Source organism: uncultured Pseudophaeobacter sp. (assembly GCA_905479575.1).
In the GTDB taxonomy this organism is placed as follows: domain Bacteria; phylum Pseudomonadota; class Alphaproteobacteria; order Rhodobacterales; family Rhodobacteraceae; genus Pseudophaeobacter.
This window is the reverse complement of record CAJQNB010000062.1, coordinates 1-24,711: the sequence shown is the minus strand read 5'-3', so window position 1 is coordinate 24,711 and position 24,711 is coordinate 1. Positions and strand designations below refer to the sequence as shown.

Here is a 24,711-nt window from a genome sequence, read left to right as displayed (position 1 = left end):
AGCACTGCGTCAGCCTGGCGTGAAGAGCCCGTGAGATCGGTTAGTCTTGCAGGCCAATCTCGCGCAGGCGGGCGGCGTATCTCTGGCCGGTGGCTTGATCCTGGAAAGGTTGCTTTTTCAGGAATTGGCCAATGCGAAAGCCGGGATCCAACCGTTTGATCTCAGACGCAATCTTGCCGGCCTCCGCCAGATCTCCGGTTTCGGCCAGGGCCACAGCGGTCATGCGCAGGTTGGAGGTATAATTGGGGTTCAGCCTTTGGGCACGCCGCCCTGCGGCCACGGCCTCGGCGTAGTTGCCGGCGGCAAAATGGGCGATGCTGAGAAAATGCTCTGATCTGAACAGATAGGGGTCACAGGGCGACAGGTGAATGGCGGTGCGGGCGTTGTTGATACCCTGCTCTGGCTGACCAGAAAAGGTCAGCGTCGGGGAGGACCACAAAAGCGCCTCGGCATCATTGGGGGCGTTGCGCAAAGCCTTACCACATATCTCGATCGCCTGTTCCGCATAGCCAAACAGCACCGTCTGATTATGGGCATAGCGGGCCAGCGCACGGCCACTTTCACCGCTGAGCCGTACCGCTTCTTCAGTCGCATTTTGCAGAGCTTTGCCATCGGCTTTCGGGTCCTTGGACCAGCCTTGACCAAGCAAAACAGAGTGCCAATCGGTCAGGGCAACCCGGCTTATGCCATAGCGGGGATCGCGGGCGCAGGCCTCTTCCAGCAGGGATTTGGCGGTGGTGAAGGTGGCCGGATCAAGATGAAAGGCGATGTCGCGCCCCCGGATCATCAGATGATAGGCCGACAGGTCTTCGGGCAGGCTGCCTTCGGTGCGCCGCAGTTCCGCCGCCGAGACCGAGGGCAGCAGTTGATGGGTCAGGTTGATGGCAATATCGGTCTGCATTTCAAACAGTTCCGAGGCATGGGCGGCATAGGTATTGGCCCATTCAACCAGCCCCGTACGGGTATCTACCAGCTGTACTGTGATGCGAAACCGATCACCTGCGCCGCGAACGCTGCCGGTCACCACATAGTCGGCGTCCAGTTCTGGCGGCTGGCTGCCGGGGGCGCCGGGCAGTCCCTGGAATTGCCGGGTGGTATTGCTGGAATAGACCTGCAATTCGCGCAGCTGTGCCAGCAGTGACACGGTATCCTCCAGGATCCCATGGAGGAAATAGCTCTCAACGGGGACAGGCCCCAGATCGACAAAGGGAAAAATCGCCAGTTTTGGCGGACCCTCCCGGTTTGGCGCGATGGATGACGCCGCAGAGAACACACCGCGCGGCTGTGGCGGTGGGGGCTTCGGCTTGGCGTGCTGCAGATCACCGTTTTTGATCGCAACCGCCAGCGCCTGGGTCTCTGCTGAGGGCTCCATTGCCAGGGCCTCGTCGAGGCGGTCATAAAGCTGGCCATAGATCTGCAAAGAGGCCCCGGTTTCGCCGCGCTCAGCCAAGCTGCGCATGGCAAAACGGCTGGCTTCCTCGTTCAGGGGGTCGAGACGGCAGATGATACGGGCGGCGCGCAGGGCTTCGGCGGCGCGGGTCTGGGGGGCCTCCATCAGATCAAACAAGCGCGCAATCAATTGCGTTTCGCAGCTTTGGCAGCACTCGCGCGCCCAGTTTTCAAAGCCCTGACCAATATGGCCAAATCCCATCAGGAAAAGATCGCTAAACTCGGCGCCAGCTTCCAGATGCTGTCCCGGAATTTTCTGCGCCAGCGCCGCAATCAGATCGCCAATATCGGACGAAACAAAATCCGCCCGCAGCGCAATGTCTGTTGTGTTGACCTCAAGTGCGGTCGCCATCAGGTCAGGCGCTTCGCGTCTGATTTCTGACAGGCATTGGCGCAGCGAGGAGCGCGCGCGCCCCTCCTCGCTGCCTTCCCAGAGCAATTCGGCCAGCTTTGATCGCAGGGCGCGCTGTTCCGGCTGCAGAGCCAAGTACACCAATAGCGCGGTGGCCTTTTTCTTTCCCTGAAACACTGGCTCGCCAGCCCAGCTGACACCGGGACTGCCAAGTGTCCGAATATAAAGGCCTGACTTGGTCTGCTGCATTGTGGTCTTCCCCCAAGGAGAAAGTTAATCACAGGTTCTTTCAGCAGACAACACGGGGAAGACCAACAGGACCAGCGTGGAAAAGTGGCGGGCTATGGCTGGCTTGGTGGCGGCAGACCTTCCCAAGAAAATCCACCGCGGATCTGCTTTGAACCTGCGGAGTTGGTGCGGCCTGCCAGTTGACGCGCCTTGGCGCCTTTCAGGTTTTTAAGTGGCCGTCAGTTCATCAAAACAGGTTAGCGCCTTGGCCGCGTACATCATCGCGGGCCCGCCGCCCATCTGGATCGACATTGCCAGCACATCAGAGACTTCTTCGCGGCTGGCGCCGGCTTTGATCAGGGCTTCCACATGCAGGCCAATGCAATCGTCACAGCGCACCGCGACGGCGATCCCCAGGGCGACAAACTCTTTGTGTTTGAATTCCAGAACGCCGCCCTGTTTCACGGATTTTCTAAGCGCACCAAAAGCCTGCGCAGTGTCCGGAATGGATTTGTTCAGATTGCGCAGCCCTTGGCGGGTGCTTTCCAGTTTGTTCGACCAGCTCATGGCATGTCCTTCGAAAAATATTCAGTTTGTCGAAGGTGTAGGCGGCTCTGGTCAGCGCAACCTTGATCTAGGTCATGGGAAAAACCAGCAAAGCCGCCGTGTCAGGCAGTACCTTTGGCAAAGACCAGTGCCAGATTATTGGCGGGCATTTCAATCACCTCAACCGGGCTCAACCACACCTCATGGGCCCAGTCCAGGAGATCAAAATCATCCTTGTATCCGATCTCGGGGTCATGGGCTTTGAGCGAGCTGTGAAACTGCGCGTCGCCGGGGCTGGTGAGCTCGCCCGCGCGCAAAAACGGCCCGTAGATCACCAGACGACCCCCGGGGGTGAGGGTGTTTGCCGCCTCGCGGAGCAGGCAGCGGGCCTCGGGTGTGCTGATGAGGTGCATCAGGTTTGACAGCACAATCAGGTCCTGTGGCTCCTGCGTAGCGCTCCAGCCTGCGGCGGTGGCATCCAGCGCCTTGGCATCCCGCACATTGTCCAGCGCGGCTTCACCTATGTAAGCATCAATGCTGTGCAAACGGCTGGGGTCAGCCTCGGTGGGGTGCCAGGTATATTGTGGCAGGCGGGTGGCATAGCCGACCACATGCTGGCCGGTGCCGCTGGCCAGCTCCAGGGCGGTGCGACCTGACGGCGGCGCGACCTGTTCCAGCAGGTCAGCCAGCACATCCAGGTTGCGCGCCGCTGATGGGGCAAACAGCTTGCCGCCCTCGGGATTGGCGATCGAGGCAGTGCCGGGAGTGGATCGAACGGGCATCAGCGGAGCCTTTCTGGGGAGAGGGCTGCACGGGTTGCGGCGTCCAGCTCTGAGGTGGTGCCGCCCAGCAGGTCCGCCAGCAAGCGCGAGGCCGCAGGGGCGGTTTGAAAGCCATATCCGCCCTGGGCCGCGCACCAGATAAAATCGGGCTGGTCCGGGTCCGGCCCCAATACCAATGTGCCATCGGGGGAAAAACTGCGCAGCCCGGCCCAGTTGCTTTCGACCCGGGTCACCGGGGTGGTGACCCTTTCTTCATAGCGGGCCAGCCCTTCGGCCAGCACCATGTCATCGGCATAGGCATCATGTGGCGCAACCAGATCTGCATCCGCCGGCGAGACCAGCAGCTTGCCCGCGTCGGGCTTGGCGTACCAGGTTTCGCCAACGCCCATCAGCATCGGCCATTTGGTCACGTCATGGCCCCCGGGCGCCGGCAGCCGCGCCATCGAGCGACGGCGCGGGGCAATGCCAATGGGGGCGACACCGGCTATGGCTGCAATTTCATCCACCCAGGCACCCGCCGCGTTGACCAGCTGTTTGGCCGTATAGTTTTCGCCGCTTGCCTCGACCTGCCAGCCCACTGCGCTGCGGCTGATACTGGTGACCTTGGCGCGGGTGATGACCTTGCCGCCATTGCTGCGGGCTGCCTTGGCAAAGTCCTGGACCATACGATCGGTGTCCAGATCCTGCGCCGCCTCGTGCAACCCGGCATGGGTGACGGTCTTTGGGTTCAGGATTGGCACGCGGGCCTGTGCCTCGGCAAAACTGATCTCATCGAGGTGGAGCTGCTGGATGTCAGAGCCAAACTGCTGCTCCTGACCGGGGCCAGAGACCAACATAAAGCCGCGCGGGGTGAGATAACCGCCATTGGCCGTGTGGTGATAGCTGGCGCTGGCCGTGTTCAAAGCCACCACAGAGGCGGGGCCATAGTTTTCCTCAAACATGGCGGCCGAGCGCCCGGAGGCATGGTAGCCGAGAGCGTCTTCCATCTCCAGCAGCACCACATGGCCCAGCTCTGACAGGCGGGCAGCGGCGCTGCTGCCCGCGATACCGCCGCCAATGATCAGGAAATCACATTTCATGCACCCAACTCCTGCTCTTCCAACCGGTCTGTCGCCGGGGCGGGACGCGGGCTGAGCACTTCGATCTGGTCATACAGCGCGGCGTCGATTTGAAAATCCATGGCGGCAAGCGAGGGCGCAATCTGTTCAGCGGTGCGCCCTGAAATGATTGGCATCGGTGCCGATGGGTGTGCCGCCGCCCAGGCCACCGCCAGTGTGGCAGGGGAGACATCAATGCTGTTTGCCAAGGCGCTGAGCCCCTCGGCAGCCTGATGCATCCAAGCCTGCCCATAGCGGCTGTTGTAGCGGGCATCCTCGCTTAGGCGTCCCTGGCCGCCACTGGCATATTTCCCGGTCAGCAAGCCGCCACCCAGGGGGGAATAGGGGGCAATGGCGATGTTCTGGTCTGTGCACATGGGCAGGATTTCCACCTCTGCCTGGCGTTTGACCAGCGAATACATCGGTTGCAGGATATCCGTCGCAAAGCCCAGGTCAGCCCCCAGCATCTGCGCTTTCATCACCTGCCAGGCGGCAAAGTTCGACAGGCCGGTATAGCGGATATCCCCGGCCTCTTTGCGGGCGCCAAACCAGCCAAGGGTTTCACGCAGATCAGTTTGTTCATCAAACCGGTGCAGATAGAGGATATCAATGCAGTCCAGCCCTAGCCGTTTGCGGCTGGTGTCAAACTGCGCCTGCATGTTTTCAGCCCCGGCACCGCCCGAATAGCCAACCTTGCTGGCAATGATCAGCTGATCCCGTTCTGCCCGAATGAGGTCCCCCAGGATCTCTTCGCTGCGGCCGTCTGTGTAGACCCAGGCGGTATCAAAATGGGTGATGCCAGCGGCGCGGCAGGCGGTGTAGATTTCGCCAGATTGTGCTGCATCCGCACGGCCACCAAACTGCATGGTGCCAAAGGCAAAACGGCTGGCAGGGGTTCCATCGGGGGAGGTCAGTATTTGTGTCATGCGGGCAACCTGCCACGTCCTTGGTACGGGGAAAAGAGCCAAGGTTCTGTCGCAAGATCTTTTGGGGGTGAACTTGCTATTGGCACCAAACACGCCGCATGGGCATTGGGGCGGTCCTGGTGCATTACCGGGAGGCACCCTGTGATGTGGCACGGCGGCCAAGGTTTGAGAAAAGCCACTATTGCAAGGGCCGCTTGCAAACAGAAGTCTCAACGCAGTCGGCACAGCAGGGCTTCGCAATGCCTCCCCGTTTTTCGCTGTGCCGATGCAGCTTTCAACAGAGGCGCACCCAGACAGGAGGCTCACCTCAAAATTAACGCAGAAGGTCGCGGGCAATGATGGTTCGCTGTATCTCCGAGGATCCTTCGTAAATCCGGAAGATCCGCAAGTCGCGCAGGTAGCGTTCCAGCGGAAAGTCTCGGGTGTAGCCGTAGCCGCCGTGGATCTGTAGCGCCCGGTCTGCGATGCGCCAGGCCGCCTCGCTGGCGTATAGTTTGGCAAAGGCGGATTCTGAGGAAAACCGCTCGCCAGTGCCGCGCTTGCGGGCGGCTTGCAGGCCCAAGGCCCGCGCCGCAGCCAGTTCGGTGGCACTGTCGGCCAGCATCCACTGCAGCCCTTGGAAGGTGCTGATCGGCTGGCCGCCAACCTCGCGCTCCTTGGCATAGGACACAGCTGCATCCAAGGCGGCGCGGGCAATGCCGGTGGCCTGCGCGGCGACTTCGATACGGCCGTTGTCCAGCACCTTCATTGCGGTGCGAAACCCCGTGCCCTCATCACCCAGCCGGTTTTCTGCGGGCACGTGACAGTCAAACGAGATCGGGAACACATGGCCACCGCGCAGGCCCATGGTTTCCTCGTGCGTGCCGATTTCCATCCCGTCGGTCTTGGCCGGTTCGACCACAAAGGCGCTGACCCCGCGGGCGCCCACTGCCGGGTCTGTCTTGGCATAGACTACGATGAAATCTGCAGCCCCCGCATTGGAGATGAAGCATTTGGCCCCTTTCAGCCGGTAGCCGCCGCCGTCGCGTGTGGCGGTGCTGCGCATATCCGCCGGGTTGGAGCCGGCCGTGGGTTCCGTCAGGGCAAAGGCCCCCAAAGCCTCGCCCGCCGCCGCAGCGGGCAGAATGCGCTGCTTCAGCGCCTCATCCGCACCCAGAAGCAGCGAATCTGTCGCCAAGAAATGCGCCGTTAGCATCGAGGCCGTAGAGCCGCAGGCTCCTGCGATCGTCTCCACCGCGTGATAGAGCGCAGGCCCGGAAAGACCGATGCCGCCATGGGCTTCGGGCAGGTTCATCCCCATGATGCCCATCTCAGCCAGGGCTGAAAGATGCAGGGTTGCAAATTGGGACTTTGCATCGATGGCCGCAGCGGCAGGCACCAGAACCTCGCTGGAAAACCGTTCAATCTGGTCGATGACGGCCTGTTCTTCGCTCTTGAGATCAAGGCTCATTGGGGCTCTCCCTGTTTTTGTTGCAGTTGGTGCAGAATGTCCTGAGTGTGGGCGCCCAGGGCGGGCGCAGACTGGCGTCCGCCTCTTGGCGCCCCGCTGAAATGCACCGGCTGTTCCGGCACCGTGAGGGTGCCAAGGGCAGGGTGCTCTACCGTCGAGGCCAGCCCGCGCGCTTGCGCCTGCGCTGAGCCCCAGGCCTCGGGCACCGTACACAGGGCCGCAGCTGGAATGCCCGCCTCGGACAGAACCGCCACCGCATCCTGTGCGCTGCGGGCCGCAGACCAGCTTTCGATATGCTGTGCCAGCGCAGGTTCGTTATGCCGCCGCAAGGCATCGCTGGCAAAACGCGGGTCCTCTGGCAGCTCCGGCGCGCCAATGGTTGCTGCGAAACGCGCAAACAGCCGGTCATTCAGCACCGCGACGGTGAAACTTCCATCCCCGGCTGGATAGGTGCCGAAGGGGGCTGACAGCGCGTGTTTGCTGCCCGTCCGCTTGGGCGTCTCACCTGCCATCAGTGCCCGGCAGGCCGCCACCGGCATCATCGAGGCCAGCGCATCATAAAGCGCCAGATCAACATGCCGCCCCTTGCCGCTGCGGGTGCGGTCGAACAGCGCCACCATCGCCCCGAAGGCGGCGAACATGCCGCCTGACACGTCAGCAAAGGCTTCTCCGGCCATCATCGGCGGGCCGTCCTCGGCGCCGGTCATATCCATCAGCCCGCTCATCGCCTGGATGATGATGTCATAGGCCGGCAGCAGCCGGTTCGGGCCAGTCTGGCCGAACCCGGACACAGAAACATAGACCAAGCGGGGATTGGCTGCGCAGAGTTTCTCCGGCCCCAGCCCGAACCGTTCCATCACACCAGGGCGGTAGTTTTCCACCAGCACGTCACACTGCGCCGCCAACGCCGCAGCGGCCGCCGCGCCGTCTTTGGATTTCAGATCCAAAACGAGAGACTTCTTGCCACGATTCACCGATTGGAACAGCAGGCTCTCGCCTTCCTTGAACGGACCGATGTGGCGGTAGTCATCGCCTGCAGGGGGCTCAACCTTGATCACCTCTGCGCCCAGGTCTGCCATTAGCGCTGTGCAATACGGTCCGGCCAGAACCCGCGAGAAATCCAACACCCGGACACCTTCAAGCGGCCTGCGGTCAGCTTTTTTGTCATTTTCGAACATACATTCACCATCAATTGCCTGCTGGTGAATAGTCTTGGAATAGGTATATCTGGAAATACAATGTAGGTATGAGAGGTATACCCATTTGAATATACCACTGAACTTTCGCCAGGTCGAAATACTGCTGGCCGTCGCGGACACCGGCAGCACCGCTGCAGCAAGCCGCGCTCTGAACACCTCGCAGCCCTCAGTGTCGCTGGCGATTGCCCGCTGCGAGGAGGTGTTCGGCCAGAAGCTTTTTGTCCGCATCCCCGGCCGCGGCATGGAGCTGACCCCGTTTGGGCAGCACAAGCTTGCCCAGCTGCGCGAGTTGGAGCAACAGGCGCGCTGGATGCTGAGCGGTGGTGAGGGCACGCCGGAGTTCCTGAACCTGGGGGTGTTTTCAACCCTCGGCCCGCGCTATGCGCCGCAGCTGGTGCGCCGCTTTCTGGACGCTCGCCCCGACGCCGAAGTCCGCATCCTTGAAGGCGACCTGCAAACGCTGTTCGATTGGCTCAGCGAAGGCCGGATTGACCTGGCGCTGCTGTATGATTTTGGCATTCCGTCGGATTTTGTCATCACACCTCTGATGGCAGCGGAGCCCTACGCGCTGCTGCCGCAGGAGCACAGGATGGCACAGCAGCCCAGCGTCCGCGCCCAAGATCTGGCGCAGGAGCCGGTCATCCTGATGAACCTGCCTCACAGTCGCGGCTATTTCCTGTCTTTGTTACAGAATGCAACTGTCCCGGTGAAGGTGGGCTATGAAACCGGCTCGATCGAAATGCTGCGGTCAATGGTGGCCAACGGGCTTGGCGTTGGTCTGCTGGCGACCGACCTGCCAGACGGACCCTGCTATGATGGCAGTCCGGTCATCCGCGTGCCCCTCGCCGGGTGCCCTCCGCGGCATCAGATCGCCCTTGCCCATCGCGGCGCGGCGCTGAAGCGGCCAATCATTCAGGCGTTTACCGCCTTTGCGGAAACCTATTTCAGCCCGCCACCCTAAGCGCCAGGTGGCCGTCGGCGCCAACCCGCGGCAGCATTCCCTGCGGACTTTGCCCTTGGAACCGTCATGTTAAACCGTGGATTTGTTGCTGCACAGGCCGCGAAGGATCGCTGGCGGCCGTCGTTGCCTCCGGTCTCACATAGGCTGCTCTGTCCCGCCCAAGGCGATTACGGTGGTGTTGATCAAAAGGTCTAACCCAGCCTTAACAGGGGCTTTACCAATAGTAGGTGAGGTGGCGTCTTAACAAAAAGGCCCGCCTGTTAGGGCGGGCCGTCTTAGTTGTAATGCTGCAAAGGCTTACTGTGGGATATCGCCTTCGATGCCTTCAACATAGAAGTTCATACCAGCCAGGGTGCCGTCATCGGCGGTTTCACCCTCTGCCAACCAGGCAGAACCGTCCTGTTTGTTCAGCGGGCCGGTGAAGGCGTGATAGGAGCCATCCGCCAGGGAGGCTTTCATTGCCAGGGCGGCAGCTTTCACGTCAGCAGGAACCGCGTCGGAGATTTCACCGATGCCAACCATGCCGGCGCCGATCCCATCCCAGGTGCTCTTGCTTTCCCAGGTGCCATCCATAACGGCCTGTGTCCGGGCGATGTAGTAAGGCGCCCAGTCGTCGATGATGGAGGAGACGCGGGGTTTTGGACCGTATTCGGCCATATCGGAGGCCTGACCAAAGGTGATGACGTTGCCAGCAGCCTGGGCCGCAGCCTGAGGCGCAGTAGAATCGGTGTGCTGCAGGATCACGTCGGCGCCCTGTTCAATCAGAACCTTGGCGGCGTCGGCTTCTTTGGCGGGGTCAAACCAGGTAAAGGCCCAGACGATCTTGAAAGTGACGTCAGGGTTTACTTTCTTGGCGTGGATATAGGCCGAGTTGATGCCGCGGATGACTTCGGGGATCGGGTAGGATCCGATGTAGCCCACGATGTTGCTTTCGGTCATGTGGCCCGCAATGGTGCCCTGAACCGCGCGACCCTCATAGAAACGGGCGGAATAGGTCGAAACGTTGTCGGCGTTTTTGTAGCCGGTGGCGTGCTCGAATTTTACATCCGGGAATTTGGCCGCAACATTGATGGTGGGGTCCATGTAGCCAAAAGAGGTGGTAAAGATCAGGTCAGCGCCCTGTAGCGCCATCTGGGTGATCACGCGCTCGGCATCGGGGCCTTCGGCAACGTTTTCAACATAGACTGTTTCGACCTTGTCGCCGAACTCGGCCTCAACCGCCTTGCGGCCCTGGTTATGCTCGTAGGTCCAGCCGCCGTCACCGACGGGGCCAACGTAGACAAAGCCGACCTTGGTCGGATCGTCAGCCAGGGCTGCGGTTGCAAGACCAAAGGCCACTGCGGCGCTGGTCATGAGATTGGTCAGTTTCATCAAAGGGATCCCCCGTTTTGGTTTTAGTTGTGCCCAGGGGCGTAGCCCCGGGCAAGTCGTAGGCCGCCCGCCAATAAATCAGCGCGCAGCGTGGAAATTGCGACCCAAAGCAGCAGGTGCGCTGCTCTTATCAGCCGATAGGATAACGAGCACCAGAATGGTGATCAGATAGGGCGACATTGCCAGATACTCCACCGGGATGGCAACGCCGGCAGCCTGAAGATTAAGCTGAACAACGGTTACACCGCCAAAAAGATAGGCACCCAGCAACACACGCCAGGGTTTCCAGCTGGCAAAGACCACCAAAGCCAGGGCGATCCAGCCGATTCCTGCGGTCATGCCCTCGGTCCATTGCGGCACCCGGATCAGGCTGATGTAGGCACCGCCAAGCCCTGCACAGGCGCCCCCAAACAGGATCGCCATGATGCGGATGCGCACCACCTTGTATCCCAGGGCATGGGCGGCATCATGGTTTTCCCCCACCGCACGCAGCACCAGACCAATCCGGCTGAATTTGATCACGGCCCAAACAGCGGCAATCAAGACCAGCGCCACATATAGCATGAGGTCATGGCCAAACAGGATCGGGCCGACAACCGGCAGATCGCTGAGCACCGGAATGTCCAGCTTTTCCATCTGAGGCGGTTTCACTCCCACATAGGACTGCCCCAACAGGGCAGACATGCCGAGGCCAAACAGCGTCAGCGACAGGCCAGAAGCCACCTGATTGGCCTGGGCGTATTGAGTGAGAATAGCAAACAGCACAGACAGGGTCGCGCCAGCCCCAGCAGCGGCGACAAACCCCAGCAGCGGTGAACCTGTTTCCACAGCCGTGGCAAAGCCCGCCACCGCGCCAATGATCATCATCCCCTCGACGCCGAGGTTCAGCACACCGGATTTCTCCACCACCAGCTCACCAATAGCGGCAAACAACAGCGGTGTGGCTGCCACCATCAGCGAGGCAATGAGCAGGACGGGATTAATTGCAGAAAGATCCATTACGCGACCTCCGGTTTGCCAAGCGAGATGCGGAAATTGGTCAACAGATCAAAGGCCAGCAGGAAAAACAGCAACATACCCTGGAACACCTGAATGGCCGAGGATGGCAGCTGCAGGTTGGATTGTGCGATATCGCCACCAATGTAAGTCAACGCCATCAGCCCCCCAGCGAGCAGGATGCCCACGGGGTGCAGACGCCCCAGAAAGGCGACGATAATAGCCGTAAAGCCGTAGCCAACGTTAAAATCAATACTGACCTGCCCCGACGGGCCGGAGACCTCAAACATGCCTGCCAGACCAGCCAACATGCCGGAGGTGCCAAGGCAGAACAGGATCAACCGGCTTGGATTGACCCCGGCAAAGCGTGCTGCGCGGGGGGCCTCGCCGGTCAGGCGGATGTGGTAGCCGGTAATATGGCGGTTCAGCAGCACATAGGCAAAGATCACCGCAATCAGCGCTGCCACCACGCCCCAGTGCATGCCAGAGCCCGCAATCAGGTCAGCGTTATAGGCGCTGTCATATTGTTGCAGGTTGCGCGACCCGGGAAATCCATGACCTTCGGGGTTTTTCAGCAAACCCAATGACATAGAGGCCAGAAATTGCTCCGCCACATAGACCAGCATCAAGGAGACAAGGATTTCATTGGTGCCAAAGCGGACCTTTAGAAAGGCTGGGATCATTGCCCAGACCCAACCGCCAAAGCCCCCTGCGATGACCATCAGCGGAAAGATGTACCAGGCCTCTGTTGGATAAAAGGCAAGACCCGCACCGGCGCCAAACAGGGCGCCCATGATATACTGCCCCTCGGCGCCGATGTTCCAGATACCGGCCTTAAACCCCAGCGACAGACCGATGGCGATCAGCACCAAAGGCGCGCCTTTGACCAAAAGCTGCGGGCGGTAATAAAAGGCAAACTCGCCAAACAGCGGCTCCCAGAAAATGGTGCGAATAGCCTCTACCGGGTCTTTGCCGAGGATTCCAAAAAGCAAGCCCCCGGCAATCATGGTTGCCAGAACCGCCAACAGCGGCGTGGCCAGTGACCAGGCCCGTGACGGCTGCGGTCGTTTCTCTAGCCGGATCATTGCGCGGCCCCCTGTTTTATCTTTCCCCAAATATTCCCGCCAAAGGCGATCTCACGGCATAGGGTGTCAAACATGTGCCACCTCCATGCCATGGGCACCGCCCATCATCAGGCCGATTTCTTCCACGCTTAACCCCGCAGCAGGACGCGGCGCAGACAGGCGGCCCTCATTCAGGGCGGCAAAGCTGTCAGAGATTTCCATCAGTTCATCCAGATCCTGGCTGATGCAGATGACGGCGCAGCCGCCTGCGGCCAGGTCCAGCAGCGATTGGCGAATGGCAGCCGCCGCCGAGGCATCAACCCCCCAGGTGGGCTGGTTCACCACCAGAACCTCGGGGCGTTGCAACACCTCGCGGCCAATGACAAATTTCTGCAGGTTACCACCCGACAGCGAGCGGGCAGCATTCTCCGGCCCCGGCGTGCGCACGTCAAAGTCCTTGATCACTCGCTTGGCAAAGTCCCTGGCAGCTCCCCATTTGAGAAAGCCGTTCTTTACCAGCCCCTCACGGGTGGCTCCGGTGAGCATGGCATTCTCGGTCAGGCTCATATCAGGGGCGGCAGCATGGCCCAGGCGTTCTTCGGGCGCGGTCAACAGGCCAAGCGCGCGCCGTGCAACCGGCCCAAGCTGGCCAATGGGATCGGTGCCCAGTTTGACCGCATCAGCCTCAGTCTGGACCTCGCCAGAGAGCACCGACAGCAGCTCGTCCTGGCCATTGCCAGCCACGCCACCAATACCGAGGATCTCGCCACGGCGCACGGTTAGATGCACATTGCGCAGCGCGGTGCCAAAAGCCGTGGGGGACGGCACCGACAGCCCGGAAATGTCCAGCGCCACAGCCCCAAAATCGCGGTCTCCACGCTCTGGCGGAGTCAGCGCTGATCCCACCATCAGTTCCGCCATTTCACTGGCCGAGGTTTCGGCGGGAACACATTCGCCGACGTTTTTGCCCAGCCGCAAAATGGTGGCGTGATCACAGAGCCTGCGGATCTCCTCCAGCTTATGGCTGATATAAAGGATCGAGGTGCCCTCAGCCCGCAGTTTTTCCAGCGTCAGAAACAGGATTTCGACTTCTTGCGGGGTCAACACGCTGGTGGGTTCATCCATAATCAGCAGCTTTGGATCCTGCAACAGGCAACGAATGATCTCCACCCGCTGGCGCTCCCCGGCGGACAGATCGCCAACGGTGCGATAGGGATCCAACGGCAGGCCATAGGCCTCTGAGACCTGGCGGATCTTGGTGGCCAGATCGCGCAGCGCAGGCGGGTTTTCCATCCCCAGCGCGATGTTTTCTGCAACGTTGAGCGCATCAAACAAGGAAAAGTGCTGAAACACCATGGCAATGCCATCGGCGCGGGCCTGACGCGGCTCACCGGGGGCAAAGGGTGCGCCACGCAGGGTCATCTCGCCGCTGTCGGGTTTCACCAGCCCATAGATCATTTTGACCAGGGTGGATTTCCCAGCGCCGTTTTCTCCCAGCAGGGCATGCACTTCACCCGCGCCGATATCAAAGGAGACAGCGTCATTGGCCACCACACCGGGGTAGGCCTTGGTCAGACCTTTCAGGCTCAAGAGTACCTCAGTCACGCGCGCCGCTCCTCTTTTATCTCTCTGCGTGCCGCCCGCGCCAGCAGCTCTGCCGCGACGCCGACCGCAATCATTTGCGGGTGTTTGCCCAGGGCAGGGGTGCCAATTGGGCAGGTTATGCGGGCGATCTCAGCGGGGCTGTGACCCAGGGCTGCCAATCGGCTGCGAAACCGCGCCCATTTGGTGGCCGAGCCGATAAGCCCCGCAAAGGAAAACCCATGCAATAGCAGACCGTGGCATAGCGCCAGATCCAGCTCATGGGAATAGGTGAGAACCAGATGCTGTGCATTTACCGGTGCATGACGCAGCAGGAGGCTCGGGTCCTGGCCGGGAAGAATGGTCACGCCCGCTGGAACATGCGCCGGAAACCGCGTCGTTGCCGTATCCACCCAGGTGATAGCCAAATCCGGCAGGGGCGCCAGCACATCAACCAGGGCGCGCCCCACATGACCGGCCCCCCAAATCCACAGATCTTGCTGTGGCTTGTGTACCGGCTCCAGCATCCAGTGATCCATCAGTTGTGTCTGCGGGCGTTGTCCCTGCGCCCGCAGCTGCGCCAGCTGGCGCTTCACGGCCAGTGGCGGGCTTGTGGCGGCCTCCGGCGTGACGGGGCGCAAAATGACCTCCGTGTCCAGTCGCGCAAAATCCTCCATGTCATAGATCTCGCTGACCAGAGTAACCGATCCGCCGCAGCACTGGCCCAGATCCGGTCCCAGGGCATGGGTGCTGAGACGGGTTTTCCTGTCTTGCCTGCGTGCCGTCTCTGCCGCTTCAAACTCCAGCGCGCCGCCGCCGATGGTGCCGCTTTGTCCCTTGTCCCAAACCAGCATGGCTGCCCCCACTTCCCGCGGCGATGAGCCACGAATGGCGGCAATCACAACCCGGCACACCCTGCCATGTTGCAAAAGGGCGGCACGAAGCGCGTCCAGATCAAACCCCATCGCGCTGCCTCCGGGCCTGGCGCCAGACTTCTTCCGCCGTCGCCGGTGCCGCCAGCGCCGGGTAGCTATTGCCAAACTGCGCTACCGCATCGCTGATCGCCAACCAGGCCGAAATCCCCAACATAAAGGGCGGCTCACCGACCGCTTTAGAGCGGTAAATACTGTCCTCACGGTTCTCGCCGGCAAACAGCGCCACATTGAACACATCCGGTCGGTCGGAACAGGCCGGGATCTTGTAGGTCGAGGGCGCATGGGTGCGCAAGGCGCCCCGCTGGTCCCAGATCAACTCCTCTGTGGTGAGCCAGCCCGCGCCCTGCACATAGCCGCCTTCCACCTGACCTATGTCCAGATCCGGGTTCAGCGAGGCGCCTGCATCATGCAAGATATCGCAGCGCAGGATGCGGTTTTCGCCACTGCGACGATCCACCACCACCTCAGTCAGCGCGGCGCCATAGGCAAAGTAGAAAAACGGCCGCCCCTGGCCTTTGATCCGGTCCCATTGCAGGCTGGGTGTTTTATAAAATCCAGTCGCCGAAAGGCTGATTCGCCCCTCATAACAGCGCTTTGCGGCCTCATCAAAGGTGATCTCCTCGCTGCCAACGCGAACCAGATTGCCTGAGAAAACGACGTCTTCCACAGCTAACTGATGCTGTTCAGCCAAAAAACCGGCCATGCGCATGCGGATGGTATCACAGGCGGCTTTCACCGCCATGCCATTCAGGTCCGATCCGGAAGAAGCCGCCGTCGCCGAAGTATTGGGCACCTTGGCGGTATCGGTGGCGGTGATTTTCACCTTATCCACGGAAATCCCAAAACCGCTGGCAGCCACCTGCGCCACCTTCTGAAACAGCCCCTGGCCCATTTCGGTGCCGCCGTGGTTCAGGTGTACCGACCCATCCTGATAGACATGCACCAAGGCGCCCGCCTGGTTGAGATGCGTCAGGGTAAAGGAAATGCCAAATTTCACCGGCGAAAAGGCAAGCCCGCGTTTCAGATCGGTCTGCCCCTTGTTCCACTCGGCAATCTCAGCCCGCCGCGCCGCGTAATCAGCGCTTTCCAGGAGCTGATCTGTCAAAGTGTGCAATTCAAAATCGCGGACTTCCATCCCATAGGGCGTGGTATTGTCGCGTGTATTCATCTTGCCTGAAATACCTCGGGGGGCGGTCGCAGACCGGGGGGCAGCGCCCCCCTCTGGCTTTTCGTCGGGCGCGTCATAGTAGTTGCATCGTCTTATCGCGACAGGATCCGCGCCCAACGCATAAGAGATGTGATCCATCACCCGCTCGATCCCCACCATGCCCTGTGGCCCGCCAAAGCCGCGATAGGCGGTGGCGCTTTGCAGGTTGGTCTTCAACCGGTGGCTTTCGATGCGGATGGCGGGAATGGCGTAGGCATTGTCACTGTGCAGCATGGCGCGATCTGCCACTGGTAGCGACAGATCCTGGGCCCAACCGCAGTTGACCAGATGGGTGAACTCGACCCCATGCAGGCGGCCCGTCTCGTCATAACCAGCCCGATAACTGATCCGAAAGGCGTGACGCTTGCCGGTGATCACCATGTCATCATCCCGGTCATAGCGCATTTTGCAGGGCTGGCCGGTCTGGCGCGCGGCGACAGCGCAGGCCACGGCCAGGGCATTGCCCTGGCTTTCCTTGCCGCCAAAACCACCGCCCATCCGGCGGATCTCGACCCGCACTGCATGCATGGGCAGGCCAATGGCCTCGGCCACCTTGTGCTGGATCTCGGTTGGGTGCTGGGTTGAGGAATTCACCAGCATGCCCCCGTCTTCCTGTGGCAGCGCCAGGGCGGCCTGACCTTCCAGATAAAAATGCTCCTGCCCACCCAGCTCAAACGTGCCTTCAACCTGATGGGGGGCCTGCGCTATGGCCGCTGTAGCATCGCCTTTTTGATAGATCCGCGGACCTTCCTCAAAGCGGCTGTTGGCGGCCAGGGCGGCATCCAGGGTCAGCAGCGCCTCTTCTTCGGTATAAGAAACCGCCCCCCGATGCGCAGCAACGCGGGCGGCGCGATGGCTTTTGGCCACCACCAAAAACAGCGGCTGACCCAGATAGTGTACCGTGCCGTCCGACAGCAGTGGTTCGTCATGGAGCGAGGGGGAGACATCATTGCTGAAGGGCAGATCCGGCGCCGTCAGCACCGCCACCACACCGGGGCTGGATTTGACCGCTGCCAGATCCATTTTGTCGATGCGCCCCTTGGCAATTGTCGACAGCCCAAAGGCCAGATGCAACGCGCCGCGCGGCAGGGGGGTGTCATCCACATAGCGGGCCTTGCCGGTCACATGTAGTTTTGCCGCGTCATGGGGCAGGGGTTTTGCAACGCTCATGCCTGCACCTCCAGAACTGAGTGGCTGTCGCCATTTAGGTCATCGAAATAGCGCGCAAGCATGTTCTTTGCGGTCTCCAGCCTGTACTCCGCCGAGGCCCGCATATCGCTGAGCGGGGTGAAATCCTGCGCCAGCGCGGCCATAGCCGTTGTGACACTGGCTTCATTCCAGGGTTTTCCAGTCAGCGCCGCCTCCAGAGCGTTGGCGCGCTTTGGCGTGGCGGCAAGCCCGCCAAAGGCGATGCGGGCGGCGGTCACCAAACCACCTGATACAGTGACATTAAACGCCCCCAGCACGGCTGAGATATCCTGGTCAAAGCGCTTGGAAAGCTTATAGACTCGCAACCGGTCTGGCTGACGCGGAATACTAACGGCTTCGACAAACTCACCGGGGCGGCGGTCCTGTTTGCCGTAGTCGATAAAGAAGTCCTCAATGGCGATGTCCCGGCGGCTGTCGCCCTGGCGCAGATGCAGGCGCGCCCCCAGGGCAATCAGCGCAGGTGGGTTGTCCCCAATGGGCGAGCCATTGGCGATATTGCCACCAAGGGTGGCGGCGGCGCGCACCTGTTGGCTGGCAAAGCGGCGGATCATTTCCCCATAAGAGGGGTGCAGCGGCGCAATCGCCTCGCGCATACGGTTCATGTCCACCATGGCACCCAAGCGGATCTCCTGGTCGGTCAGCGTGATCTGTTTCAGGTCGTCACAGCCATCGAGAAAGATCATCTCTCCCAGATCGCGCAGCCCCTTGGTGACCCAAAGGCCCAGATCGGTGGCCCCAGCCACCAGCCGGGCCTCGGGCTTGGCCGCGTAAAGCTGTGCCAATGCATCTGTTGATTGCGGAATATTGGCCGCCTCGGTGGCTTGGGGCAGGGGTTCCTTGGTGATCCACTGAGGCACCGGCTGATTGGCAGCTGCCTCGGCAGCGCGGACGATTGGCGCGTAGCCGGTGCAGCGACACAGGTTGCCGGCCAGCTGCACATCATGATCCGTCGCGCCGTTTTTATGCGCGGTCACCATCGACATGACAAAACCGGGGGTGCAAAAGCCGCACTGGCTGCCGTGATGGCTGATCATAGCCTCTTGTACCGGGTGCAGTGTGCCATCGGCATCCGCGGCACCTTCTACAGTGCGAATGGATTTACCGTTGAGCTGCGGCAGGAACAGGATGCAGGAATTCAACGGCTTGGAGCCCGACCTATCCGTTACCATCACGGTGCAGGCGCCGCAGTCGCCCTCGTTGCAGCCCTCTTTGGTCCCCGTCAGTCCGCGCTCTTCGCGTAAAAAATCAAGCAGAGTGGCCGAGGGATCAAGATCCTCGAGCACAACCTCTTCACCGTTCAAATGAAAGGTGATTGTCATCGTGTGAAACCCGTCGCCTTACGTGAACCACCCCAAATGCCATGCTTTCGATGCGACGTAGAAAGTCTGGCGGGCCTTTGCATATGCTTGCTGCGATTAACCTACGAAGCAGCAGCTCGTTCTGGCAAGAAAAAGTGACTCTGTTCTGTTACATTTGGTCGCGCAAGATTATTACTCCTTTTAGGGGCATGCTGTTATTTTTAAAGCACTTCCTACGGAAAACCCCCGAAAAACGGTCTCAGGGTGGGGGAGTTCGAGTAGGACTTTCAAACTTGATTTGATAATACCCTCAATTTTTCAGGGTGTCTTGGGTGCAATAAGCATCACATTGCGACTTGTTTGACCAAATTCACGCCGCTTTATTAACGCGTCAGCAGCCTGTGCCCCAGATATTTTTGCGCAATAACAGCTCTTATCCTTGCGCCGGGGATCGGATAGCTTGGCCCCCATGACAAATGCTCCTCGATTCATTCACCTGCGTAGCCATACGGAATATTCCCTGCTTGAAGGTGCCCTGCGCCTGAAAAAGCTGCCGGATCTGTGCAAAAAGCACGAGATGCCGGCCATCGCGGTGACCGATAGCAACAACCTGTTCTCGGCTTTGGAGTTCTCGGTCTCTGCCAGCAATGCGGGGGTGCAGCCGATCATTGGCTGTCAGGTGGATCTGCGCTTTGTCGACCCTGCTCCGGGGGAGCGGCCGCAGCCCCCGGCGCCGCTGGTGCTGCTGGCCCAGAGCGAGACCGGGTATGAGCATCTGATGAAGCTGAACTCCTGTCTCTACCTGCGCCAGGGCAGCGAACTGCCCTATGTGACGCTGGAGGAACTGGCGACAAACGCGGGTGATGTGATCTGCCTGAGCGGCGGACCGGATGGACCGGTGGGGCGGCTGCTACGCCAGGGGCAGCGCCCGGCGGCAGAAGAGCTGATGCAGCGGCTCAAGGCGATTTTTGCCGACCGGCTTTATGTGGAACTGCAACGCCATCCCGGTGAAGACGGCCAGCCCGAGGCAGAAAAGCTGAGTGAGCGCGGCCATGTGGAAATGGCCTATGCCATGGACCTGCCGCTGGTGGCCACCAATGATGTCTATTTCCCCAATACAGAAATGTACGAGGCCCATGACGCGATGATCTGCATCGCCGAGGGCGCCTATGTGGACCAATCCGAACCCCGTCGCCGCCTGACCGCGCAGCATTACTTCAAAAGCCAGGAGGAAATGGTCACGCTGTTTGCGGACCTGCCCGAGGCCATTGAAAACACAGTCGAAATCGCCAAGCGCTGCGCCTTTAAGGCCTATCTGCGGGATCCGATCCTGCCCAAGTTTGCCGATGATGAGGTGGCTGAGTTGCGCCGCATCGCCAATGAAGGCCTGCAACAACGTCTGTCGGTGATCCCCCATGCGGTCACCGTTGAGGAATATCAGGCGCGGCTCGACTTTGAGCTTAATATCATCGAGGGCATGGGCTTCCCCGGCTACTTTCTGATCGTTGCGGATTTTATCCAATGGGCCAAGGATCACAATATCCCGGTGGGGCCGGGGCGGGGGTCTGGTGCGGGCTCTTTGGTGGCCTATGCGCTGACAATTACCGACCTGGACCCGCTGCGCTATTCGCTGCTGTTTGAGCGGTTCTTGAACCCGGAACGGGTGTCGATGCCCGACTTCGACATCGACTTTTGTATGGATCGCCGCGAAGAGGTGATCAAATACGTGCAAGAAAAATACGGCCGCGACAAGGTTGGCCAGATCATCACCTTTGGTGCGCTTTTGTCCAAGGCGGCAGTGCGTGACATGGGCCGCGTCTTGCAGATGCCCTATGGCCAGGTCGATCGCCTGTCGAAACTGATCCCTGTCGAAGGCGTCAAGCCGATGTCCATTGTAGACAGTCTGAAAGAAGAACCGCGCCTGGCCGAAGAGGCCAAGAACGAACCGGTGGTGGACCGGCTGTTGAAATACGGCATGCAGGTCGAGGGGCTGTTGCGCTCGGCCGGGACCCACGCGGCGGGGGTGGTGATTGGCGACCGGCCGCTGGATGCCTTGGTGCCGCTCTACCGCGATCCGCGATCAGACATGCCTGCAACTCAGTTCAACATGAAATGGGTGGAACAAGCCGGGCTGGTGAAATTCGACTTTCTGGGCCTGAAAACCCTGACGGTTATCCAAAACGCGGTGGATCTGATCATACAGTCGGGGCGTGATCTGCACACCGCAGCTGACGGCACCCCGCTTTATGAGCCGCCCGAGGGTGCGGTGAACGAGATCAACGCCATCCCGCTGGATGATGAACCCACCTACAAGCTGTATTCCTCGGCCAAAACCGTGGCGGTGTTCCAGGTGGAATCCACCGGCATGATGGACGCACTGAAACGGATGAAGCCCACCTGCATTGAGGACATCGTGGCGCTGGTGGCGCTCTATCGTCCCGGTCCGATGGAGAATATCCCCACCTATTGTGAGGTGAAAAACGGCCTCAAAAAGATCGAATCCGTGCATCCCCTGATCGACCATATCCTGGAGGAAACCCAGGGTATTATTGTTTACCAGGAACAGGTTATGCAGATTGCCCAGGTGATGGCAGGCTATAGCCTGGGGGGCGCTGACCTGTTGCGCCGCGCCATGGGTAAAAAGATCAAGGAGGCGATGGACGCCGAACGGCCCAAATTTGAAAAGGGTGCGGGCGAAAACGGTGTGCCTGCCAAAAAAGCCTCGGAGGTTTTTGACCTTCTGGAGAAATTCGCCAACTACGGTTTCAACAAATCCCACGCGGCGGCCTATGCGGTGGTCTCGTATCAGACCGGCTGGCTGAAGGCGAACCACCCGGTTGAATTCATGGCCGGCGTGATGAATTGTGATATCCATCTGACGGATAAGCTGGCGATCTATTTTGAAGAGGTCAAAAAGGGCCTTGGTCTGCCCTATGTGCCGCCCTGTGTGAACCGCTCGCTGGCGACGTTCAATGTGGTCAACGGCGAGCTGGTCTATGCGCTGGGCGCGCTGAAAAACGTCGGTGCCGATGTGATGCGGCTGGTGGCGGAGGCCCGCATTGAGGACGGGATTGAGCGCCCCTTTGTCAATCTGTTCGACTTTGCCCGCCGGGTGAACCTGAAAAAGATCGGCAAACGCCCGCTGGAAATGCTGGCCCGCGCCGGTGCCTTTGATCAGCTGGACCGCAACCGCCGCCGGGTCTTTGACAGCCTCGAAGGCTTGGTGAACTATTCAAACGCGATCCATGAACAGAAGAACTCCAACCAGGTGTCCCTGTTTGGGGAGGCCGGCGATGACCTGCCGGAACCGCGTCTGGCCAATACCCCCGATTGGCTGCCAGCTGAGCGATTGTCTGAAGAGTTCAAGGCCATTGGCTTTTATCTGTCTGGCCATCCGCTGGACGACTACATGCCGGCCCTGAAACGCAAGGATGTGATGACCCTGGATGAGGTCATGGTCAAGGCTGCGCGCGGACCTTTCATGGCCAAAATGGCCGGGGTGGTTGCTGGGCGGCAAGAGCGCAAATCGGCCCGCGGCAATCGGTTTGCCTTTGCTCAGCTGTCGGATACCACCGGCGGCTATGAGGTAACGATTTTCTCGGATGTGCTGGAAAAGGCACGCGAATTTCTTGATACTGGCTCTAAGGTGGTGATCACCGCCGAGGCCACGATGGAGAGCGACCAGCTGAAACTCCTGATGCGTTCTGCCGGACCGGTGGACGCGGCCATTGCCGATGCCGGGCGGTCCTCGTTGCGGATCTATCTGGACGATGCGAATGCGATCACAACCGTCGCCACCGTGTTGGAGGACGCCAAATCCGCCGCCCGCAACGCCAGCCCGGGGGCGATCTACCTCTATCTACAGGACCCTGGCCTGCCCGGGGATGTGGAGATGGACCTGGGCCAGCCCTTCCCGATCAACCCGCAGATCAAAGGCGCGTTGAAATCACTGGAAGGGGTGATGGAGGTTGAGGAGATTTAGGGTGCCGCCTGCGGTGCCTGCTTCACCGTCCTGTCGGCACTGGTAACCGGGTGCCGCTTTCCTAGTAGTGCGGTGGGCGCTCGTCGCCGAACACATGGGCGCCGCCGCTGCCCTGCTCGCGTCCAGCTTCGCGCTCCATCAGCATCCGTACCCGTTTGGACAGGCGGTCAATCTCGGTTTGTTGGCTGGCGACCACGTCGCTCAGCTCTTCGACGGTGCGGGTCAGGTGGGCGATCTTTTCTTCCAAGGCTTGCATGTGTTTCTCCATAGCTGCGCAACGTCATAAGCACCTTCCTCTTGCCGGTCCATGGGGAAGACGCGCAGGCTCAGCTCAAAGAGAGATGCCAATGAGCTGCAAGGGACACAACCATGGCTGCAACTGAAGATGAAATGCCACCAGTAGACATCAGCCAGCGCGACGGCGTGATGACAATTGCCATCTGCCGTCCGGAAATCCGCAATGCGGTGGGGCCCGCCACAGCGCGCGCGCTTTATGCGGCCTTTCTGCGCTTCGAGGCCGAAGAAACGGCTAAGGTGGCGGTCCTGACTGGTCGGGGCGGCTACTTCTGTGCCGGCTTTGATCTCAAATCCGCAGGCGGCGGCGCATCGGATGATTGGCTGGCCGCACTGGATATCGAGGCGGATTGGCGCGATCCCGTTGTTGATCCCCGACCCGGCCCAATGGGGCCGTCGCGGCTGATGCTGTCAAAACCGGTGATCGCCGCCATTGAAGGTCCGGCTGTGGCGGGCGGCATGGAGCTGGCGGCCTGGTGCGATATGCGGGTCATGGCGGAGGATGCCTTTGCCGGGGTGTATTGTCGCCGCTGGGGAGTGCCGCTGATTGACGGCGGCACCGTGCGCTTGCCGCGTCTTCTGGGGCAGGGCCGCGCCAATGATCTTATCCTGACGGGCCGCACCCTGCCCGCCGAGGAGGCCCACCGGATTGGCTTTGCCGACCGGCTTGCCCCAACGGGGGAAGCCTTGGATCTGGCGCAGGCCCTGGCGCAGGAGCTCACCCGGTTTCCGCAGGCCTGCATGCGGGCAGATCACCTGTCGGCGCGGATGCCTTCGCAAGAGCTGGCGGCGGCGCTGCGGCGGGAGTGGCGGTCAGCCAAGGCCTTTTTGACAGAGGGACGCGACGGGGCGCAGCGCTTTGCCTCTGGGTTGGGGCGGTCCGGCGATTTTTCGCAGATTTGATCTTTGTTGCCCGTACCCGGTGCGGCGCAGGGGCTGTCGCATTCCTGTCATGCAGAAAAGCTAGGCAGCGCCAGACCGCTTGGGCTTGACCCGGTGTGGTCGAACCTGTTGCCTTGCTCACAGGCACGGCTTGGGCTAGACCGCGCGGCGAGTAAATGACCCAAACCCACCCGTGAGGAGGCCTTTTCATGGCCAAGATCAAGAAACAGCCCCGTCCCAAGGCGGTAACGCCCAAGGGATTTCGTGACTATTTCGGCGAAGAGGTGACACAGCGTTCTGAAATGCTGCGTGCCATCGCGGGTGTCTATCATCATTACGGGTTCGAGGCGCTGGAGAGCGCGGCGGTGGAAACCGTCGAAGCGCTGGGCAAGTTTCTGCCCGATGTTGAACGTCCCAACGCTGGTGTCTTTGCCTGGCAGGAGGTCGATGAAAACGATCCCGACAGCAACAAGGGCGACTGGATGGCGCTGCGCTATGACCTGACAGCGCCGCTGGCGCGGGTCTATGCCCAGCACCGCAATGATCTGCCCAGCCCCTATCGCCGCTATGCGATGGGGCCGGTCTGGCGCAACGAGAAACCCGGGCCGGGCCGCTACCGCCAGTTCTACCAGTGTGACGCCGACACGGTCGGCGCGCCCAACGTGGCCGCCGATGCGGAGATCTGTGCGATGCTGTCGGACACGCTTGAAGCCGTGGGAATACCGCGCGGCGACTACCTCGTGCGGATCAACAATCGCAAGGTCCTGAACGGCGTGCTGGAAGCGGTCGGATTGAACCCGTCGGAAGACCGCACCACGGCAGACGCCGTCCTGCGCACCATCGACAAATCCGACAAGGTCGGCCCCGCCGGCGTACGCGAATTGCTGACCACTGGCCGAAAG

19 protein-coding genes and 1 pseudogene are annotated in these 24,711 nt (G+C 60.8%); 4 read left to right on the top strand and 16 right to left on the bottom strand.

Annotation, left to right across the window (positions count from 1 at the left end; genetic code table 11):
* Window positions 1-40: 40 nt before the first annotated feature.
* From QZ268_RS15455 to QZ268_RS15425, 8 genes and pseudogenes are all read right to left on the bottom strand, one after another.
* Window positions 41-2,050, bottom strand: coding sequence for a BTAD domain-containing putative transcriptional regulator (locus QZ268_RS15455; RefSeq protein ID WP_295454434.1), 2,010 nt, complete (start codon window positions 2,048-2,050; stop codon window positions 41-43).
* A 207-nt stretch (window positions 2,051-2,257) separates the two neighbouring features.
* A complete protein-coding gene (locus QZ268_RS15450) occupies window positions 2,258-2,596 on the bottom strand; it encodes a carboxymuconolactone decarboxylase family protein (RefSeq protein WP_295454432.1) in 339 nt (112 codons plus the stop codon).
* A 101-nt stretch (window positions 2,597-2,697) separates the two neighbouring features.
* Complete coding sequence (locus tag QZ268_RS15445) at window positions 2,698-3,357, bottom strand: DUF938 domain-containing protein (RefSeq protein ID WP_295454430.1); 660 nt, start codon at window positions 3,355-3,357, stop codon at window positions 2,698-2,700.
* Window positions 3,357-4,436, bottom strand: coding sequence for an FAD-binding oxidoreductase (locus QZ268_RS15440; RefSeq protein WP_295454429.1), 1,080 nt, complete (start codon window positions 4,434-4,436; stop codon window positions 3,357-3,359). Before QZ268_RS15440 ends, QZ268_RS15445 begins: the two co-directional genes overlap by 1 nt.
* Window positions 4,433-5,380 (bottom strand): aldo/keto reductase, encoded by a 948-nt coding sequence (locus tag QZ268_RS15435; protein WP_295454427.1) that lies wholly within the window; start codon window positions 5,378-5,380, stop codon window positions 4,433-4,435. Before QZ268_RS15435 ends, QZ268_RS15440 begins: the two co-directional genes overlap by 4 nt.
* A gap of 313 nt (window positions 5,381-5,693) precedes the next feature.
* Entirely contained in the window at window positions 5,694-6,830 is a 1,137-nt protein-coding gene (locus tag QZ268_RS15430) for an acyl-CoA dehydrogenase family protein (protein WP_295454426.1), read from the bottom strand.
* Window positions 6,820-6,966 carry a CxxxxCH/CxxCH domain-containing protein gene (locus QZ268_RS20220; RefSeq protein ID WP_365322540.1) on the bottom strand — a complete coding sequence of 49 codons (147 nt, stop codon included), beginning with the start codon at window positions 6,964-6,966 and terminating at the stop codon, window positions 6,820-6,822. Before QZ268_RS20220 ends, QZ268_RS15430 begins: the two co-directional genes overlap by 11 nt.
* Window positions 6,935-8,008: pseudogene (locus tag QZ268_RS15425) on the bottom strand (CoA transferase); the annotation flags it as partial. The gene QZ268_RS20220 and the pseudogene QZ268_RS15425, both read right to left, overlap by 32 nt.
* Before the next feature lie 85 nt (window positions 8,009-8,093).
* Here QZ268_RS15425 and QZ268_RS15420 point away from each other — a divergent pair.
* Window positions 8,094-8,990 carry a LysR family transcriptional regulator gene (locus QZ268_RS15420; protein WP_295454423.1) on the top strand — a complete coding sequence of 299 codons (897 nt, stop codon included), beginning with the start codon at window positions 8,094-8,096 and terminating at the stop codon, window positions 8,988-8,990.
* A gap of 297 nt (window positions 8,991-9,287) precedes the next feature.
* Here the strand turns inward: QZ268_RS15420 and QZ268_RS15415 are convergent, their stop codons facing one another.
* The 7 genes from QZ268_RS15415 to xdhA form a co-directional block, all read right to left on the bottom strand.
* On the bottom strand, window positions 9,288-10,361 hold the full coding sequence (locus tag QZ268_RS15415) for a BMP family ABC transporter substrate-binding protein (protein WP_295454422.1): 1,074 nt from the start codon (window positions 10,359-10,361) through the stop codon (window positions 9,288-9,290).
* A gap of 78 nt (window positions 10,362-10,439) precedes the next feature.
* Entirely contained in the window at window positions 10,440-11,360 is a 921-nt protein-coding gene (locus tag QZ268_RS15410; protein WP_295454420.1) for an ABC transporter permease, read from the bottom strand.
* Window positions 11,360-12,442 (bottom strand): ABC transporter permease, encoded by a 1,083-nt coding sequence (locus tag QZ268_RS15405; protein ID WP_295454418.1) that lies wholly within the window; start codon window positions 12,440-12,442, stop codon window positions 11,360-11,362. Before QZ268_RS15405 ends, QZ268_RS15410 begins: the two co-directional genes overlap by 1 nt.
* A gap of 66 nt (window positions 12,443-12,508) precedes the next feature.
* Complete coding sequence (locus tag QZ268_RS15400; protein ID WP_295454416.1) at window positions 12,509-14,026, bottom strand: ABC transporter ATP-binding protein; 1,518 nt, start codon at window positions 14,024-14,026, stop codon at window positions 12,509-12,511.
* Window positions 14,023-14,967 (bottom strand): xanthine dehydrogenase accessory protein XdhC, encoded by a 945-nt coding sequence (gene xdhC, locus QZ268_RS15395; RefSeq protein ID WP_295454414.1) that lies wholly within the window; start codon window positions 14,965-14,967, stop codon window positions 14,023-14,025. The genes QZ268_RS15400 and xdhC overlap by 4 nt, the downstream gene beginning before the upstream one ends.
* The gene (xdhB, locus tag QZ268_RS15390) at window positions 14,957-17,314 is read right to left on the bottom strand and encodes a xanthine dehydrogenase molybdopterin binding subunit (protein WP_295454412.1); all 2,358 of its coding nucleotides are present in this window, start codon (window positions 17,312-17,314) and stop codon (window positions 14,957-14,959) included. Before xdhB ends, xdhC begins: the two co-directional genes overlap by 11 nt.
* The gene (gene xdhA / locus QZ268_RS15385) at window positions 17,311-18,672 is read right to left on the bottom strand and encodes a xanthine dehydrogenase small subunit (protein ID WP_295454409.1); all 1,362 of its coding nucleotides are present in this window, start codon (window positions 18,670-18,672) and stop codon (window positions 17,311-17,313) included. The genes xdhB and xdhA overlap by 4 nt, the downstream gene beginning before the upstream one ends.
* 448 nt (window positions 18,673-19,120) lie before the next feature.
* Between xdhA and dnaE the strand changes: the two genes are divergently transcribed.
* On the top strand, window positions 19,121-22,633 hold the full coding sequence (gene dnaE, locus QZ268_RS15380; RefSeq protein WP_295454407.1) for a DNA polymerase III subunit alpha: 3,513 nt from the start codon (window positions 19,121-19,123) through the stop codon (window positions 22,631-22,633).
* A gap of 61 nt (window positions 22,634-22,694) precedes the next feature.
* Here dnaE and QZ268_RS15375 read toward each other — a convergent pair whose 3' ends face one another.
* Window positions 22,695-22,889: a SlyX family protein gene (locus QZ268_RS15375; protein ID WP_295454406.1), complete on the bottom strand. Its 195-nt coding sequence runs from the start codon at window positions 22,887-22,889 to the stop codon at window positions 22,695-22,697.
* A 113-nt stretch (window positions 22,890-23,002) separates the two neighbouring features.
* Here QZ268_RS15375 and QZ268_RS15370 point away from each other — a divergent pair, with 113 nt between their 5' ends.
* Window positions 23,003-23,830, top strand: a complete 828-nt coding sequence (locus tag QZ268_RS15370; RefSeq protein ID WP_295454404.1) for a crotonase/enoyl-CoA hydratase family protein — start codon at window positions 23,003-23,005, stop codon at window positions 23,828-23,830.
* A gap of 188 nt (window positions 23,831-24,018) precedes the next feature.
* The coding region (locus tag QZ268_RS15365; protein ID WP_295454402.1) for an ATP phosphoribosyltransferase regulatory subunit at window positions 24,019-24,711 on the top strand (693 nt) is incomplete at its 3' end.

Bases quoted from the DNA above. Each gene is read 5' to 3' on its own strand.
- QZ268_RS15455 (WP_295454434.1), bottom strand. From the start codon at position 2,050: ATGCAGCAGACCAAGTCAGGCCTTTATATTCGGACACTTGGCAGTCCC.
- QZ268_RS15450 (WP_295454432.1), bottom strand. From the start codon at position 2,596: ATGAGCTGGTCGAACAAACTGGAAAGCACCCGCCAAGGGCTGCGCAAT.
- QZ268_RS15445 (WP_295454430.1), bottom strand. From the start codon at position 3,357: ATGCCCGTTCGATCCACTCCCGGCACTGCCTCGATCGCCAATCCCGAG.
- QZ268_RS15440 (WP_295454429.1), bottom strand. From the start codon at position 4,436: ATGAAATGTGATTTCCTGATCATTGGCGGCGGTATCGCGGGCAGCAGC.
- QZ268_RS15435 (WP_295454427.1), bottom strand. From the start codon at position 5,380: ATGACACAAATACTGACCTCCCCCGATGGAACCCCTGCCAGCCGTTTT.
- QZ268_RS15430 (WP_295454426.1), bottom strand. From the start codon at position 6,830: ATGAGCCTTGATCTCAAGAGCGAAGAACAGGCCGTCATCGACCAGATT.
- QZ268_RS15415 (WP_295454422.1), bottom strand. From the start codon at position 10,361: ATGAAACTGACCAATCTCATGACCAGCGCCGCAGTGGCCTTTGGTCTT.
- QZ268_RS15410 (WP_295454420.1), bottom strand. From the start codon at position 11,360: ATGGATCTTTCTGCAATTAATCCCGTCCTGCTCATTGCCTCGCTGATG.
- QZ268_RS15405 (WP_295454418.1), bottom strand. From the start codon at position 12,442: ATGATCCGGCTAGAGAAACGACCGCAGCCGTCACGGGCCTGGTCACTG.
- xdhC (WP_295454414.1), bottom strand. From the start codon at position 14,967: ATGGGGTTTGATCTGGACGCGCTTCGTGCCGCCCTTTTGCAACATGGC.
- xdhB (WP_295454412.1), bottom strand. From the start codon at position 17,314: ATGAGCGTTGCAAAACCCCTGCCCCATGACGCGGCAAAACTACATGTG.
- xdhA (WP_295454409.1), bottom strand. From the start codon at position 18,672: ATGACAATCACCTTTCATTTGAACGGTGAAGAGGTTGTGCTCGAGGAT.
- dnaE (WP_295454407.1), top strand. From the start codon at position 19,121: ATGACAAATGCTCCTCGATTCATTCACCTGCGTAGCCATACGGAATAT.
- QZ268_RS15375 (WP_295454406.1), bottom strand. From the start codon at position 22,889: ATGCAAGCCTTGGAAGAAAAGATCGCCCACCTGACCCGCACCGTCGAA.
- QZ268_RS15370 (WP_295454404.1), top strand. From the start codon at position 23,003: ATGGCTGCAACTGAAGATGAAATGCCACCAGTAGACATCAGCCAGCGC.